The organism is Aminobacter sp. Y103A (assembly GCF_030294925.1).
Taxonomy (GTDB): domain Bacteria; phylum Pseudomonadota; class Alphaproteobacteria; order Rhizobiales; family Rhizobiaceae; genus Aminobacter; species Aminobacter ciceronei.
In genome coordinates, this window is sequence record NZ_AP017987.1 from 249491 (window position 1) to 264661 (window position 15171).

A 15171-nucleotide genomic window follows, 5' to 3' on the forward strand; every position below is an offset into this window, starting at 1 on the left:
GGGTGATTTCGACAAATGGCAAAAGCTGGCGTCATCGAGATCGGGCTGGTGTTGTACCCCGGCGCGCAGATGTCGGCGGTGCTTGGCATGACCGACCTGTTCGAGCTCGCCAACCGCACCGCCGCACGCAAGAGCCGCGGTGCAGCGCCGAACCAGCTGCGCGTCAGCCACTGGCGTGCCGACCAGCCGGGAGTCGCTCCTGCGCGGGTATTCGACAGCCATCCGGGTGTTTCAGGCGTAGCCGAGGTCTACGTGGTGCCGCCGGCGCTTGGCGATCCTATTTCGCGGGAGACCGTCAGTCCCCTGGCAAGCTGGCTGCGTGAGCGTCACGGCGCGGGCAGCGTGCTGGCGTCCGTCTGTGCCGGCGCCTTCGTGCTCGGCGAGACCGGGTTGCTGGCCGGGCGGGCGGTGACGACGAACTGGGTCTATGACGAGGCATTCCGGTCGCGTTTCCCCGAGGCGAGGCTCGACACCGACAGGCTGCTCATCGATGACGGTGACATCATCACTGCCGGCAGCCTGATGGCCTGGACCGACCTCGGCCTCCGGCTTGTCGACCGCTTCCTTGGGCCAACCGTGATGATCGAGACCGCCCGGATACTGGCGCTCGATCCTCCCGGGCGCGAGCAGCGCTACTACAGCGCGTTTGCGCCGCGGCTCAGCCATGGCGACGCGGCCATCCTCAAGGTCCAGCATTGGTTGCAGGCGGGCGAGGGCAAGGAGCTGAACCTGGCCGTGCTGGCATCGTTGGCTGGATTGGAAGAGCGCACGTTCCTGCGCCGCTTCCAGAAGGCGACCGGGCTGACGACGACCGAATATGGCCAGCGCCTGCGTGTCGGCAAGGCGCGCGAACTGCTGCAATTCACCACGCAGACGGTCGACAAGGTGGCGTGGGAGGTCGGCTATGGCGACCCTGGCGCGTTCCGCAAGGTCTTTGCTCGCATCGTCGGGCTGACGCCGAGCGATTATCGCGCGCGGTTTCGGGCATAGAGCAATTCAGAAACGCGGTTTTCCGTCAGGAACTGCGTCGAAGAACCTAGCTGCCCTTGGCCAGCGACGAGACGATCGAGCGTTTCAGCTTGCCGAGTTCGTCGAGCAGGATGCCGCCGTCCTTGGCCGACAGAGTGCCGAACAGGTCGCCGATCCAGTCGGCATGGGCTGCGGCCATCTTCTCGAATTCGGCGCGGCCGAAGGGCGTCAGCGCGATGATCTGGACGCGGCGGTCGGTGGGCGAGGTGGTGCGGCTGATGTGGCCGCTCTCGGCCAGACGCTCGACCAGGACGGTGATGTTGCCGGGCGATACCATCATGCGCTTGGACACTTCGCCCAGCACCATGCCGTCCTGGGCTCGTTCGAGCTGTGCCATCAGGTCGAAGCGGGGCAGGGTGGAATCGAACTCTTCGCGAAGGCGGCGGCGCACTTCTGTTTCAACCAGCGTCGAGCAGGTCAACAGGCGCAGCCAAAGGCGAAGCTCGGTGCCGTGATCCGCAGGCGCTTCGAGTACCTTGGTCTCGCCGTCCACCCAGCCTTCGGCGCCGGCTGTATCCTTGCGCTCTTCCATCTGTGTCAGGGTCTTTCCTCGCCGCGGCCGGTGCGCCGGCTATCCTCTCGGGCAGTTGTAGTGCCGTTTCGCGCGATAGTACAAGCTTGAAAGGTTCAAGGGGCAGGAATGTTGCCGGCAAGAACCGCCGAGTAAGCGGCGGCATCGATGTTGCCGCCAGAGATTACGCATACGATGTTGCCCCTGGCATGTTGGCTCGTCAGCGCCGCAGCCAGCGAAGCTGCCCCCGCGCCCTCGGCGACGACCTTGGACTTGGCGAACAGCAGCCGCATAGCCTCGGTGACCTGCATCAGGCTGACTGACACCGCGCCGTCGATCAGCTCGCGCGCGACGGGCCACAGCTGTGGCACCAGCGACGGGCCGCCGATGCTCTTGATGAAGGAAGGGCGCGTCTCGATGTCGACGATGCGGCCAGCCGCAAGAGCCGCCGTCACAGGGGCGGCGTTCTCGTCCTCGACGGCGAAGACTTTTGCCTCGGGTCGCAAGGCCTTGACGGCGCTCGCCACGCCCGTGGTCATCGAGCCGCCGCCATAAGGCGTCAGCACTACGTCGACCTCGGGCAGGTCCTCGACGATCTCCATGCCGATGGAGCCATTGCCCGAAAGTACTGCCTGGTCCGTAACCGGGTTGATCAGAAGCTCCGGAAATTCGGGCCGGTCAGCGCCGATGATGTATTGCCACCATGTCTCCATGGAGATGAAACGGACTTCGCCGCCGAGGCGACGAACGCCATCGATCTTTGTCTGCGGCGCGCCCGAATACATGTAGGCGGCCATCGGCACGCCGAGCCTGTTGGCGGCCCAGGCCATGCCATAGGCCATGTTGCCGGAACTCGTGGTGGCGACACCATTTGTCAGCGCTTCGCGGTTGCGCGACAGTAGCGCATTCAGAGCCGGCCGCAGCTTGAACGCGCCGATGGACGAAAGCGTCTCGAGCTTGAGGAAGATCTGCCGGTCGGGCAGGCCGAGATCGAGGCGGACCAGCGGCGTGCGCGGGACATAAGGCGCGATCCTGGTGCGTGCGGCGGCGATCTCGTCCAGAGACGGGCGATAGGGAGCAGTCATTCGGCAGCCGAGGGTGTTCTGAGGCTGCCGGCGCGGGCGGCGTGTCTGCTGCCGCTATAGTCCTCGGTGTGGACATAGACATGCAGCGTGTAGCCGATGTGATCGATCATCAACGCCTTGGCCTTTTCGAGGTCGCGGTCGAGTGCGGCCTCCATAAGGGCGGTGTGCGGTCCGATCGACTGCGCCTCGCCAAGGGCTGCCATTGCCTCTTCGTAGCCCTGCTTCTGGCCTGCGGCCGCGCGCAAGGTTGGTGCCAGTCCTAGGAACCTGTGATGGCGCCGAAGCTGGTCGGAGATTGTCGAGCGGAAGCGCAGCAGCCAGTTCGACGTTGCGGCACTTAGCAGCGCCGAGTGGAACGCCTCGTGCTTCTCGTCCCAGTCATCGACGGAGGCATCGGAAGGATCCTCGACTGCGGTCTTGCAGCGCGACAGGCGGTAATGCGCGGTAACCACAGCCTCTTCCCAGTCGCTGCCACCCTTCTCGATCGATTCCAGCAGAAGCGGCAGTTCGACCACCATCCTGGCTCGCGCCAGATCTTCCAGCTCCTGGCGTGAAACCGAAGCCACGGTGAAACCGCGATTGGAAATCGCCGTCACCAGCCGTTCAGCCTCAAGTCGCGACAATGCCTCGCGCAGCGGCGTCCAACCAACGCCATAGGCCGTGCGCAGTGCGCTCAGCTTGAGCGGAGCTCCCGGCATCAGCCGGGTGGTCAGGATGTCTCGGCGCAGCAGCCGGTAGGCTGCTTCCGTTTTGGTCGAATGCTCGTCATCCTGCATCGTGATCCGTCCCTGTCTCTGCAAAAAAATTATATATCATGGAGGCTCATGGCAAGAATTATATATAATGTTTGACAGAGCCCTCCGGACTGCTCATGATTGCCTCCATGCCGCCGCTAGGGGTGTGGCGCAGTCAATCTGGGAGGAATCGATGAGAAACTTGAAATCCGGTCTGATGTCGGGCCTGGTTCTGGCCGGCGCGCTTGCCGTCAGCCTTGGTGCAGCCGTTGCCGACCCGATCAAGATCGGTGTCGCCAATTTTGGCGAACACCCGCAGCTCAACGCCGCCGTCGCCGGCTTCAAGAAGGCGCTGGCTGACAATGGCTATGTCGACGGCAAGGACGTCGTCTTCACCGAGAGTCACACCAATTTCGACGCGTCGCTGGTCCCCCAGATGATCGCCAAGCTGCAGGCCGAACAGCCCAAGCTGATGTACACCGTCACCACCCCGGTGTCGCAGATCGCCAAGAAGGCGCTCGCCGGCTCGGGCATCAACATCGTCTTTTCGGCTGTGACCGACCCGGTCGCCGCCAAGCTGGTCCCGTCGTGGGAAGCCGGCGACGAAGGCATGACGGGTGCTACCGACCTGCAGGACGTCAAGGCGGTGATGGAATTCACCAAGAAGCTGCTGCCGAACGCCAAGCGTTTCGGCGTGCCCTACAATCCGGGTGAAGCCAACGACGTCGCTCTGGTCGAGAAGATCAAGGAAGCAGCGCCTGCCGCTGGCTTCGAAGTGGTCGAAGTGGGTATCGACAACGTCAACGACATCCAGCAGCGCATCGCTTCGCTCGCCGGCAAGGTCGACGTGATCTACGGCCCGACCTCGAACCTGATCCAGCCGGCTATCCCGGCCGTTGCCGCCGCGGCCCGCCAGGCTGGCATTCCGGTCGTCAATGCCGACGACAATGCAGTCCGCGACGGTGTCGTGCCTGCCAGCTTCGCGGTGAACTACGAGCAGGTTGGCATCAACGCCGGCAAGATCGCCGCCGAAATCCTGAAGGGCAAGGACCCCAAGACCATCGCGCCGTCGCGCCCGGCCTATGAGGACCATGCCGCGACGATCTCGAAGAAGGCCATGGCCGCCTTCGGCATCGAGATCCCCGCGTCGCTCGCTGATTGCGGCTGCATCGTCGACTAATACTCGACTTCGTCAATACTGGTAGCGGCGTCTGGCGCATCGGCCCAAGAGGCACGATGCGCAGGTTCAGAAACTTGGAGCGCCCTGGCGCTCCAAGGCGCCGTTACCTTTTCCGGGAGGGACGGATGCTCGAAATCCGATCTGCACGTAAAGTTTTCTACAAGGGCCAGGCCGACGAAAAAGTCGCGCTGGACGGCCTCAGTCTCAAGCTCGCCACCGGTGAATTCGGCGTCGTCATCGGCTCCAACGGTGCCGGCAAGAGCAGCATGCTCAATGCCATTTCGGGGGCGCTGGTGCTCGATTCCGGCCAGATCCTGATCAATGGTGACGACGTCACCGGCATGCCCGTTCACAAGCGCGCCATTCGCCTGGCTCGCGTTTTCCAGGATCCGATGAAAGGCACCGCCGCCTCGATGACGGTCGCCGAAAACATGCTGCTCGCAGATCTGCGCAGCAAGAAACGTACCTTGCGCCAGGGGCTCAATGCTTCACGCCTCGCGGCCTACAAGGAGCGTCTGGCACTTCTCGGCCTCGGTCTCGAAAATCGCCTGGACACCCGCGTCGAACTGCTTTCGGGGGGGCAGCGCCAGTCGCTGTCGCTGATCATGGCGGTCGGCGGCTCTCCGGATCTGCTGCTGCTCGACGAGCATACTGCGGCACTCGATCCGCGCACCGCCGACATCGTCATGCAGGCGACAGTGCGTGCCGTCGATGCCTTGAAGCTCACCACTTTGATGGTGACGCACAACATGCAGCATGCCGTCGATTTCGGTCACAGCGTCATCATGCTGGATGCCGGCAAACTTCGGCTCGAAATCTCCGGCGAGGAAAAGGCCAAGGTCACGGTTGTCGACCTGATCGGCCATTTCTCCGTGAAAACCGACCGCATGTTGCTGGCGAGCTGATCATCATGGACTTTATCCAGACCGTTTTCACGAGCTTCGTCTCGCTCATTCCCGTCACCCTGGCGCAGAGCCTGATCCTGGCATTTGTCGTGCTTGGCATCATGATTCCGTTCCGTACCCTCAATTTCCCCGACCTCACCAGCGAAGGCGCATTCCCGCTCGGCGGCTGCGTCTGCGGCGTGCTTCTGGCGGCTGGTGCTTCTCCGCTGACGGCGCTTGCCGTGGCGCTGATCGCCGGTTTCCTCGCCGGCTGCTGCACCGCCTTCATCCATCTGCGCTTCCGCATCCACACGCTGCTCGCCGGCATCCTGATGATGACGATGCTGTACAGCATCAACCTGCGCATCATGGGCAAGTCGAACCTGTCCGTGTTCGGCGCGCCGACGGTTTTCGACTGGGCGCCGTTCGTCCAGCCCGGCTTTCCGGCCGCCAAGATCATCGTTGCCGGCCTCATTGGCGCGATCGTCTTCATCCTGCTCAACATGTTCTTCAAGACCGAGAAGGGCACCGCGATCCGCGCCGTCGGCGCCAATCCCGACATGGCCGAAGCGCAAGGCATCAATGTCTGGGTCGCCACCATCGGCGGCGTCGGCCTCGCCAGTGCGTTCTCGGCAACCAGCGGTGCGCTGATGGTGCAGAGCCAGGGCTTTGCCGACGTCAATATGGGTCTCGGCATCCTGATCAACGGCCTTGCCGCGCTGATGATCGGCGAAGCCATCGTCGGCAAGCAGACTGTGCTGCGCCAGCTCGCTGCCCCGTTCGTCGGCGCTGTCGTCTACTACCAGCTGGTCTCGTTCTGTCTCGCCGCCGGCATGCCGCCCCCCGATCTGAAGCTCGCCACCGGCCTGTTCGTGCTCGCCATGCTGGCGCTGCCGAGCCTGCGTCGCAGCCGGGGCCCGGCACAAGCACGCGAAACCATCCGCGAATAAGCAAGGATAGCCCGCATCATGACTGCATTTCCCGATCTCGCCGCTGTCGAGGCGATGGACGCTGTCGACCCGCTGCGTTCGATGCGTGATCGCTTCATCCTGCCGGAAGGAGTGATCTATCTTGACGGCAACTCTCTGGGCGCCGCGTCGCATGCTGCCTTCAGCGAGCTCCAGGCAGCTGCCTCCAAGGAGTGGGGGCAGGATCTGATCCGCGCCTGGAACACCGCCGGCTGGTTCGACATGCCGACCGAGCTGGGCGACCGCATCGGCCGCCTGATCGGTGCTGCACCTGGCCAGACGGTTGTCTGCGACACCACGTCGACCAACATCTACAAGGTGCTGCATGCTGCCCTTGCGATGCGACCCGACCGTTCGGTCATCGTCGCCGAAGGCAACAGCTTCCCGACCGATCTTTACATGGCGGAAGGCGTTGCCTCGACGCGGGCCGGTGCCGTGCTCCGGCTCGAGGGCGTCGATGCGCCAAGCATCGAAGAGCTGATCGACGACAAGGTTGCGGTGGTTCTCGTCAACCACGTCAACTACAAGTCGGGCGAGCTGCGCGACATGGCGGCGCTGACCAGAAAGGCCCAGGCGGCAGGTGCCCTGATCGTCTGGGATCTCTGCCACTCGGCAGGTGCCCTGCCGGTTGATCTCGACGGTGCCAATGTCGATTTCGCCGTTGGCTGCACCTACAAGTATATCAATGGCGGTCCCGGCGCCCCGGCCTTCATTTACGCCGCCACGCGTCACCTCGCCGACGTTCAGCAACCGCTGAGCGGCTGGTGGGGACATGCCAGACCCTTCGCCTTCGAGCAGGGTTATGCGGCGGACGCCGGCATTCGTCGGTTCCTGTGCGGTACCCAGCCGATCCTGACCATGCGGGCGCTCAAGGGCGCGCTCGATGACTGGGACAACGTCGACATGGCAGCGTTGCGCAAGAAAAGCATTGCCCTGACCGACCTGTTCATCCAACTGGTAGAGGCCAGGTGCGGCGCCTACGGCCTCAAGCTGGAAAGCCCGCGCAACGGCACGAAGCGCGGCAGCCAAGTCTCGTTCGAGCACGACAACGCCTATGCCATCATGCAGGCGCTGATCGCGCGCGGCGTCATCGGCGACTTCCGCGCACCGGCTACGGTGCGCTTCGGCTTTACGCCGCTCTATGTCGGCTTCAAGGACGTCTGGCAGGCGGTCGAGATCCTCGAAGACATCATGCGGACCGGCGCCTGGAAGGACGCCCGTTTTGCCGTCAAGTCGGCAGTGACCTGATCTCAGGTCGAATGGAAACGAAAAGGGCGGCAGATGCCGCCCTTTTTCATACACCGAGATAGCGGTCCTGGATGTCAGGCGTCAGCCGGTCCGGCGTGCCTTCGAATACGGTCACGCCCTTCTCCAGCACGAAGCAGCGGTCGGCCACCGGCAGCAGCTCCGACAGCGTCTTGTCGACAACCAGGATCGACTGACCCGCAGCCTTGAGCTTGCGGATCGCCGCCCAGATGTCCTGACGGATGACGGGTGCAAGACCCTCGGTCGCCTCGTCCAGAATGAGCAGGCTGGGATTGGTCATCAGCGCGCGGCCAATCGCCAGCATCTGCTGTTCGCCGCCCGAGAGCGTGTTGGCATACTGGTCGCGGCGTTCGCCGAGGCGTGGAAACAGCTCGACGACTTTTTCCAGTGTCCACTCGCTGCCGCGCGCTGCGGCAAGCAGGTTTTCCAGAACGGTCAGGTTGGGAAAGCAGCGCCGTCCCTCCGGAACCAGACCCAGGCCGAAGCGGGCGATGCGATGTGGACGCATGCCGGCGACCTGGCGGCCGGCGAAGCTGATTGAACCGGAGCGCGGCTTCGCCAGGCCGAGAATGGAGTTGATCGTCGTCGTCTTGCCCATGCCGTTGCGGCCCATGAGCGCCACGACCTCGCCCTCCTTGACGTCGAGCGAGACGCCGAAGAGCGCCTGCGATGCGCCGTAGAAGGTTTCGACGCCTTTGAGTTCGAGCAGGCTCACGCGGCTTCTCCGAGATAGGCCCGGCGGACTTCGGGGTCGTTGCGGATCTGGTCGACAGTGCCGGTGGCAATGACGCGGCCGTAGACAAGCACGGAGATTCGGTCGGCGAGGGCGAAGACGGCATCCATGTCGTGCTCGACCAGCAGGATCGGCGCTTCATGGCGCAGACCGTCGAGGAACCTGGTCAGCGCTTTCGAGCCCTCCGGACCCATGCCGGCCATCGGTTCGTCGAACAGGAAGGCCTTTGAGCCGAGCGCCAGCGCAATTGCGATCTCGAGCTGACGGCGTTCGCCATGCGACAGCTCGGCAGCGGGCAGGTGGGCGCGTCCGGCGAGACCGACGCGCTCCAGCATCGCCATTGCCGGTTCGGTCAGGCTCTTGTCGCTCATGACAGGGCGCAAGAATCGGAAGCTCGTGCCCTGGCGTGCCTGCACCGCCAGCATGACGTTGCGCAGGGCGGAAAACTCCTGCGCCAGCGACGAGATCTGAAAGCTGCGGCCGAGGCCGAGACGGGCGCGCGCGGCCATGTCGAGCCCGGCCATGTCCTGGCCGAGGAAGCGGATGCTGCCGCTGTCCGGCCGCAACGAGCCGGAAATCTGGTGGATCAGCGTGCTCTTGCCGGCGCCGTTGGGCCCGATCAGCGCGTGGATCTCGCCGGGCCTGAGTTCAAGGCTGACGCCATCTGTCGCCTTCAGGGCGCCGAAGGTCTTGCGGAGGTCGCGGATTTCGAGGATCGGCTCAGCCATGACGCGCCTTTCCGGCCAGCAGACCGAGCAGCCCGCCGCGGGCAAACAGAACGACACCGAGCAGGATCAACCCAAGGAAGAACTGCCAGCGTTCGGTGATGCCGCCAAGGGCGAATTCGAACAGGACATAGAGCATGGCCCCGGCGACGGGTCCGAACAACCGGCCCTTGCCACCCAGGATGATCAGCACGATCAGTTCGCCCGACATATGCCAGGACAGCATGGAGGGGCTGACGAATTTGTTGAGGTCGGCAAACAGCGCGCCGGCGAGGCCGGTGACCATTGCCGAGATCGCGAAGGCAACGAACCTGATGTTGAATGGAGCGATGCCGACAGCGGACAGCCGCGTTGCGTTCTGCCGGGCCGCCTGCAAGGACGCGCCGAAGCGCGAGCCGCGCAGCAGCCAGAATAGACCGAGCGCCAGCATCAGAACTGCATAGCAGATCAGGAAATAGGACAGCGGCTGGGCGGTGTTCACACCGGGGAATTCGTTGCGCACATAGATCGAAAGCCCGTCCTCGCCACCATAGGCCGGCCAGGACACGGCGAAATAGTAGATCATCTGCGCGAAGGCGAGCGTGATCATGATGAAGTAGACGCCCGCGGTGCGCAGGCTGATGGCGCCGATCGGCAAGGCGATCATGCCGCAGACGAGAACCGCGACGAGCCAGATGATGGGCATCGATGCGGTGCCGGGGATACCGGCGAACAGCGGCACGCCGTCAAAGGCATGGGTGGCGAGGATACCGGCAGCATAGCCGCCGAGGCCGAAGAAGGCGGCGTGGCCAAACGACACCAGCCCGCCAAGGCCAAGTGCGATGTTGAGGCCGACGGCGGCGAGCGCCAGGATGGCGATGCGCGTTGCGAGCGTGATGTAGAACGGCTCGCCCATCGTCTGCGCCACCAGCGGCAAGCCGAGCAAAAGCAATGCGAGGCTGACGTTGACGATGGTTTCGGGGGTCATGATGGGTGCGTTGGTCATGACGTCCTCACGACTGCGTCGCAAACAGGCCGCTCGGCCTGAAGGCAAGGATGAGCGCCATGACGATGTAGATCAGCATCGAGGCAAGTGCTGCACCTATCGGGCCGGCCTGGGCGGCGGGGATCATCAGCGCCAGAGCCTTGGGCAGCAGGAAACGCCCCATGGTATCGACGACGCCGACCAGGATGGCGCCGAACAAGGCGCCCTTGATCGAGCCGATGCCACCGATGACGATGACCACGAAGGCGAGGATCAGCGCCGGCTCGCCCATGCCGACCTGCACCGACTGCAATGCGCCGACGAGCGCGCCGGCAAGACCGGCCAGTGCAGCGCCAAGTGCGAAGACGACGGTGTAAAGGGTGCGGATATCGACGCCGAGTGCGGCGATCATCTCGCGGTCGGACTCGCCGGCGCGAATACGCATGCCGAGCCGCGTCCGCGAGATCAGCACATACAGGCCCAGTGCTACCACGACACCGACGCCGATGATGGCGAGACGGTAGAGCTGGTACTGGCCGCCGCCGGGCAGGGGGACTGCGCCTTGCAGCAGCGGCGGAATGTCGAGATAGAGCGGGAACGAGCCGAACAGCCAGCGCGTGCCTTCGGAAAAGATCAGGATCAGCGCGAATGTCGCCAGCACCTGGTCGAGATGGTCGCGGTCATAGAGGCGGCGTATGACCGTCACTTCGATGATTGCGCCGGCCGCTGCCGCAGCAACGAGGCTCGCCGCCAGGCCGATCCAGAACGAGCCGGTGGCAGCCGCGACCGCAGCACATGCGAAGGCGCCGATCATGTAGAGCGATCCATGGGCGAGGTTGATCAGGCCCATGACGCCGAAGATCAGCGTCAGGCCGGCGGCCATGAGGAACAGCATCACCCCGAGCTGCAGCCCGTTGAGAAGTTGCTCGAGGAGCAGTGCTATGGACAAGGGGACGCTTTCGCTGGCTGGATTGTCGTTTCAGTGTGGCGGGACGCCTACAACTCTTCAAATGCGCTGCTGAGGGAATTCGACCCCCACTCCGGGTTGCTTCGCAAACCACCTCTCCCCCGTTCGACAGTGGAGAGGAAAAGCCGCTGCGGCTTGGCTCCTTTCCTCTCCCCTTATGAGGAGGAGAGGTGCCGAGCGCCGCGAGGCGGAGTGGGGGTCGGACGCTTCGTTACAAGGCTGGCCTGCAACGAGCGGGCCTGAACCCATCCTACATCTTGCACTGGTCGGCGTAGGCGTCCTTGTGGTGCTCGAAGGCAGTGGCGACGATCTTGTTGGTCAGCACGTCGCCTTCCTTGATCACTTCACGCACGTAGATGTTCTGCACCGGGTGGTTGTTGGTGTTGAAGGTGAACTCGCCGCGCACCGACTTGAAATCGGCGGCCTTGAGTGCTGCGCGGAAGGCATCCTTGTCCTTGACGCTGGCCTTGCCGAGCGCCGAGAGGATCAGGTTTGCCGTATCCCAGCTCTGGGCGGCATAGACCGAGGGCAAGCGCTTGTATTCGGCCTGGAAGGCCTCGACGAACTGCTTGTTGGCCTCGTTGTCGAGATCCTTGGACCAGCTCGCCGAGTTCTTGACGCCGAGGGCTGCGTCGCCGACCGCCGGCAGTATGTCCTGGTCGAAGGAGAAGCCCGGGCCCATGACCGGAATGTTCACGCCCGACTGGGCGTACTGCTTCATGAACGAGATGCCCATGCCGCCGGGCAGGAAGAAGAACACCGAGTCGGCGCCGGAATCGCGGATCTCGGCGATCTCGGCGGCGTAGTCGGTCTGGCCGACCTGGGTGTAGACTTCGCCGGCCAACTCGCCCTTGTAATAGCGCTTGAAGCCGGTCAGCGAATCCTTGCCGGCCGGATAGTTGGGCGCGAGGATGAAGGTCTTCTTGTAGTCCTTGTTGGCGTACTGGCCCATCGCCTCGTGGAAATTGTCGTTCTGGTAGGCGACGTTGAAATAATTCTTGTTGCACTTGGCGCCGGCAAGCGCCGACGGGCCGGCGTTGGGCGACAGGTAGATGACGTCCTGCGCCACAGCGTTAGGCACCACGGCCATTGCGAGGTTCGACCAGATGATGCCGGTCAACAGGTCGACCTTGTCGCTCTGGATCATTTTTTCGGCGAGCTGGACGGCGATCTCGGGCTTCTGGGCATCGTCCTCGACGACCAGTTCGACATCCTTGTTGCCGGACTGCTTCATGGCCAGCGCAAACGCGTCGCGCATGTCGACGCCGAGGCCCGCACCGCCGCCCGAAAGCGTGGTGATGACGCCGATCTTCACCGGTTCGGCATAGGCAAGGCCGGATGCCGCCAACGATAGGCCGAAAATTCCTGCCGCAATGATTTTCTTCATTAGGTTACTCCTCCCAAGTGTTCCTGATTATTTGATTTGAAGTCCTAGAGCCGGGTGCGAACTTTCCAGAGTTCGGGAAACAGTTCAACCTCCAGCATCTTCTTCAGATACGAGGCGCCAGACGTGCCGCCGGTGCCGCGTTTCATACCGATGATACGCTCGACCGTGGTGACATGGTTGAAGCGCCAGCGCCGGAAGTAATCCTCGAAATCGACAAGCTTCTCGGCCAGCTCGTAGAACATCCAGTAGCGTTGCGGATCGCGATAGATCGCCTGCCAGGCGACGAGCACTTCTTCGCTTTCGCTGCGCGTTTCGCGCCAGTCGGTGCGCTTGCCGTCGGCGCCGATATCGAAGCCGTTGCGACCAAGCAGCAGGATCGCCTCGTCATAGAGCGAAGGCTGGGCGAGAACCGCCTCGAGCTTTTCGCTGAGTTCGGGCTGGTGGGCGTGCGGGCGCAACATGGCTGTGTTGCGGTTGCCGGCCATGAACTCGATGGCGCGATACTGCCAGGACTGGAAACCCGAGGACTGCCCGAGCGAGTCGCGAAATTCGGTGTATTCGCTCGGCGTCATCGTCCTGAGTACATCCCAGGCGCTGTTGAGCTGCTCGAAGATGCGCGACACGCGGGTCAGCATCTTGAACGAGGGCTCAAGCTTGTCGGCACGAATCGAGCGGATCGCCGAGCCGATCTCGTGCAAAGCGAGCTTCATCCACAGCTCGGACGTCTGATGCTGGATGATGAACAGCATCTCGTCATGGGCGGTCGACAGCGGCGCCTGAGCGTCGAGGATCTTTTCGAGATGCAGATAATCGCTGTAGGACATGCGGTCCTTGAACGACATCTGCGCGCCCTCGACGGAGGGATCGTAAGGCTTGCTCAATTCATCTTCTCCGCACGCAACCGGAAGCGCTGGATCTTGCCGGTCTGGGTCTTGGGCAGGGCGTCGATGAATTTCACCGAGCGCGGGTATTTGTAAGGCGCGATCGTCGCCTTGACGTGATCCTGAAGGCGCTTGACGGTCGCGGCGTCGGCGGCGACGCCGGCAACCAGCACGACATAGGCCTCGACGATCTGGCCGCGTTCGCTGTCAGCCGCGCCGATGACGGCGCATTCGGCGACTTCGGGGTGCGAGAACAGGGCGGCTTCAACCTCGGGACCGGCGATGTTGTAGCCGGCGCTGACGATCATATCGTCGGAACGCGCGGCGAAGTGGAAGAAGCCGTCGGTGTCCTGGATGAAGGCATCGCCGGTCAGGTTCCAGCCGTCGCGGACATATTCGAGCTGCCTGTCATCGGACATGTAGCGGCAGCCTGTCGGGCCACGCACGGCAAGCTTGCCGACAGTGCCGCGTGGCACCTCGTTCATGTCGCCGTCGACGACCCGCGCTTCATAGCCGCCGACCGGCTTGCCGGTGGAGGCGGGTTTCATGTCCTCGAAGCGGTTGGAGATGAAGATATGCAGCATCTCGGTGGCGCCGATGCCGTCGAGGATCGGCTTGCCCGTCTTGGCCAGCCATTCCTCGAACACCGGTCCGGGCAAGGTCTCGCCGGCAGAGACCGCGACGCGCAGCGACGACAGGTCGGCGCCTTCGTCCATGGCCTTCAGCATGGCGCGATAGGCGGTCGGCGCGGTGAACGAGATCGTCGCCTTGTAGGTCTCGATGATGTGGATCATGTTCGGCGGCGTTGCCTGCTCGAGCAGGGTCGCGGCCGCGCCGAAGCGCAATGGGAAAATGGCCAGGCCGCCAAGACCGAAGGTGAAGGCCAGCGGCGGCGAGCCGACGAAGACGTCGTCGGAGGTGACCGAAAGCACCTCCTTGGCATAGGCGTCGGCGATGATCAGCAGGTCGCGATGGAAATGCATCGTCGCTTTCGGCACGCCCGTGGTGCCCGAGGTGAAGCCGAGCAGGGCGACGTCGTCGCGGCCGGTCTTGACCGCTTCGAAGATGACGGATTTGTCGAGCGCGACCCGGTCGAGTTCGGCGTCGTGGTTGGCCGTGCCGTCGAAGCCGATCACCTTGGTCAGGAAGGCGCTGTCCTTGGCGCAGGCGATCATCTCGTCCATCAGGCGCGTGTCGCACAGCGCAATCGTGATCTCTGCCTTGTCGACGATCTTGGCGAGCTCACCGGCGCGCAGCATAGGCATGGTGTTGACGACGACAGCACCTGCCTTGGTCGCGGCCAGCCAGCAGGCGACCATTGCCGGGTTGTTGGCCGAGCGGATCAGCACCCGATTGCCGGGCTTGACGCCGTAGTTTTCGACCAGCGCATGCGCCAGTCGGTTGGTCCAGTCGGACAGCTCCTTGTAGGTGCGGCGGCGACCGTTGCCGATCAGCGCGGTGTGGTCGCCCAGGCCTTTTTCGACCAGGCGATCGGTCAGCTCGACGGCCGCATTGAGGTGCTCGGGATAGTCGAAGCCGTCGAGCAGAAAGGTCGGCCACTGGTCCTGGGGTGGCAGGTTATCGCGCGTGAAGGTGTCGATATGCGCTGACGGTCCAAGCATTCTGCGGCTGTCCCCTACCTGCTCATCGGCATGACGGAAGCGCCATGCGTGCGTTGGAATGCGTTACTTCGGGGGAAGGTGCTGCGCCGCAACGGGTAGCCGTTCGGCACAGGCCGCGGCTATGCGCGATCGACATGCGATCGGCGTCTGGCACAGCGAGACCTCCCACGTTCTCGACTGATGGCTGAGAATTGCACCGGACCAAAATTATTTCAAGCATAAAGTTTCTGCCGCT

At 63.6% G+C, this 15171-nt stretch carries 15 protein-coding genes; 5 read left to right on the forward strand and 10 right to left on the reverse strand.

The features are described from left to right. Nucleotides 1-15: 15 nt before the first annotated feature. Entirely contained in the window at nucleotides 16-990 is a 975-nt protein-coding gene (locus Amn_RS28730; protein WP_067967736.1) for a GlxA family transcriptional regulator, read from the forward strand. 46 nt (nucleotides 991-1036) lie between these two features. Here the strand turns inward: Amn_RS28730 and Amn_RS28735 are convergent, their stop codons facing one another. The 3 genes from Amn_RS28735 to Amn_RS28745 form a co-directional block, all read right to left on the reverse strand. Beyond that, nucleotides 1037-1561: a MarR family winged helix-turn-helix transcriptional regulator gene (locus Amn_RS28735; protein ID WP_286299015.1), complete on the reverse strand. Its 525-nt coding sequence runs from the start codon at nucleotides 1559-1561 to the stop codon at nucleotides 1037-1039. A gap of 95 nt (nucleotides 1562-1656) precedes the next feature. Then, the gene (locus Amn_RS28740) at nucleotides 1657-2625 is read right to left on the reverse strand and encodes a pyridoxal-phosphate dependent enzyme (protein WP_067967742.1); all 969 of its coding nucleotides are present in this window, start codon (nucleotides 2623-2625) and stop codon (nucleotides 1657-1659) included. Then, complete coding sequence (locus Amn_RS28745) at nucleotides 2622-3401, reverse strand: GntR family transcriptional regulator (protein WP_067967747.1); 780 nt, start codon at nucleotides 3399-3401, stop codon at nucleotides 2622-2624. Before Amn_RS28745 ends, Amn_RS28740 begins: the two co-directional genes overlap by 4 nt. 151 nt (nucleotides 3402-3552) lie before the next feature. Here Amn_RS28745 and Amn_RS28750 point away from each other — a divergent pair, with 151 nt between their 5' ends. From Amn_RS28750 to kynU, 4 genes are all read left to right on the forward strand, one after another. Next, nucleotides 3553-4539, forward strand: a complete 987-nt coding sequence (locus Amn_RS28750) for an ABC transporter substrate-binding protein (protein WP_067967750.1) — start codon at nucleotides 3553-3555, stop codon at nucleotides 4537-4539. Between the two features lie 125 nt (nucleotides 4540-4664). Beyond that, a complete protein-coding gene (locus Amn_RS28755) occupies nucleotides 4665-5444 on the forward strand; it encodes an ABC transporter ATP-binding protein (RefSeq protein ID WP_182574334.1) in 780 nt (259 codons plus the stop codon). Nucleotides 5445-5449: 5 nt separating this feature from the next. Continuing rightward, nucleotides 5450-6373: an ABC transporter permease gene (locus Amn_RS28760; RefSeq protein ID WP_067967752.1), complete on the forward strand. Its 924-nt coding sequence runs from the start codon at nucleotides 5450-5452 to the stop codon at nucleotides 6371-6373. 18 nt (nucleotides 6374-6391) lie between these two features. Next, entirely contained in the window at nucleotides 6392-7639 is a 1248-nt protein-coding gene (kynU, locus tag Amn_RS28765) for a kynureninase (RefSeq protein ID WP_286299028.1), read from the forward strand. Nucleotides 7640-7685: 46 nt separating this feature from the next. Here the strand turns inward: kynU and Amn_RS28770 are convergent, their stop codons facing one another. From Amn_RS28770 to Amn_RS28800, 7 genes are all read right to left on the reverse strand, one after another. Next, the gene (locus Amn_RS28770; protein WP_182574337.1) at nucleotides 7686-8372 is read right to left on the reverse strand and encodes an ABC transporter ATP-binding protein; all 687 of its coding nucleotides are present in this window, start codon (nucleotides 8370-8372) and stop codon (nucleotides 7686-7688) included. Beyond that, entirely contained in the window at nucleotides 8369-9118 is a 750-nt protein-coding gene (locus Amn_RS28775) for an ABC transporter ATP-binding protein (RefSeq protein WP_067967763.1), read from the reverse strand. Before Amn_RS28775 ends, Amn_RS28770 begins: the two co-directional genes overlap by 4 nt. Then, nucleotides 9111-10082, reverse strand: a complete 972-nt coding sequence (locus Amn_RS28780) for a branched-chain amino acid ABC transporter permease (RefSeq protein WP_067968477.1) — start codon at nucleotides 10080-10082, stop codon at nucleotides 9111-9113. The genes Amn_RS28775 and Amn_RS28780 overlap by 8 nt, the downstream gene beginning before the upstream one ends. 25 nt (nucleotides 10083-10107) lie before the next feature. Next, the gene (locus Amn_RS28785) at nucleotides 10108-11028 is read right to left on the reverse strand and encodes a branched-chain amino acid ABC transporter permease (RefSeq protein WP_067967767.1); all 921 of its coding nucleotides are present in this window, start codon (nucleotides 11026-11028) and stop codon (nucleotides 10108-10110) included. A 268-nt stretch (nucleotides 11029-11296) separates the two neighbouring features. Next, a complete protein-coding gene (locus tag Amn_RS28790) occupies nucleotides 11297-12433 on the reverse strand; it encodes an ABC transporter substrate-binding protein (protein ID WP_067967770.1) in 1137 nt (378 codons plus the stop codon). A gap of 44 nt (nucleotides 12434-12477) precedes the next feature. After that, nucleotides 12478-13314, reverse strand: a complete 837-nt coding sequence (gene kynA, locus Amn_RS28795) for a tryptophan 2,3-dioxygenase (RefSeq protein ID WP_083948826.1) — start codon at nucleotides 13312-13314, stop codon at nucleotides 12478-12480. Further along, nucleotides 13311-14936 (reverse strand): AMP-binding protein, encoded by a 1626-nt coding sequence (locus Amn_RS28800; RefSeq protein ID WP_067967773.1) that lies wholly within the window; start codon nucleotides 14934-14936, stop codon nucleotides 13311-13313. Before Amn_RS28800 ends, kynA begins: the two co-directional genes overlap by 4 nt. Between the last annotated feature and the right edge of the window lie 235 nt (nucleotides 14937-15171).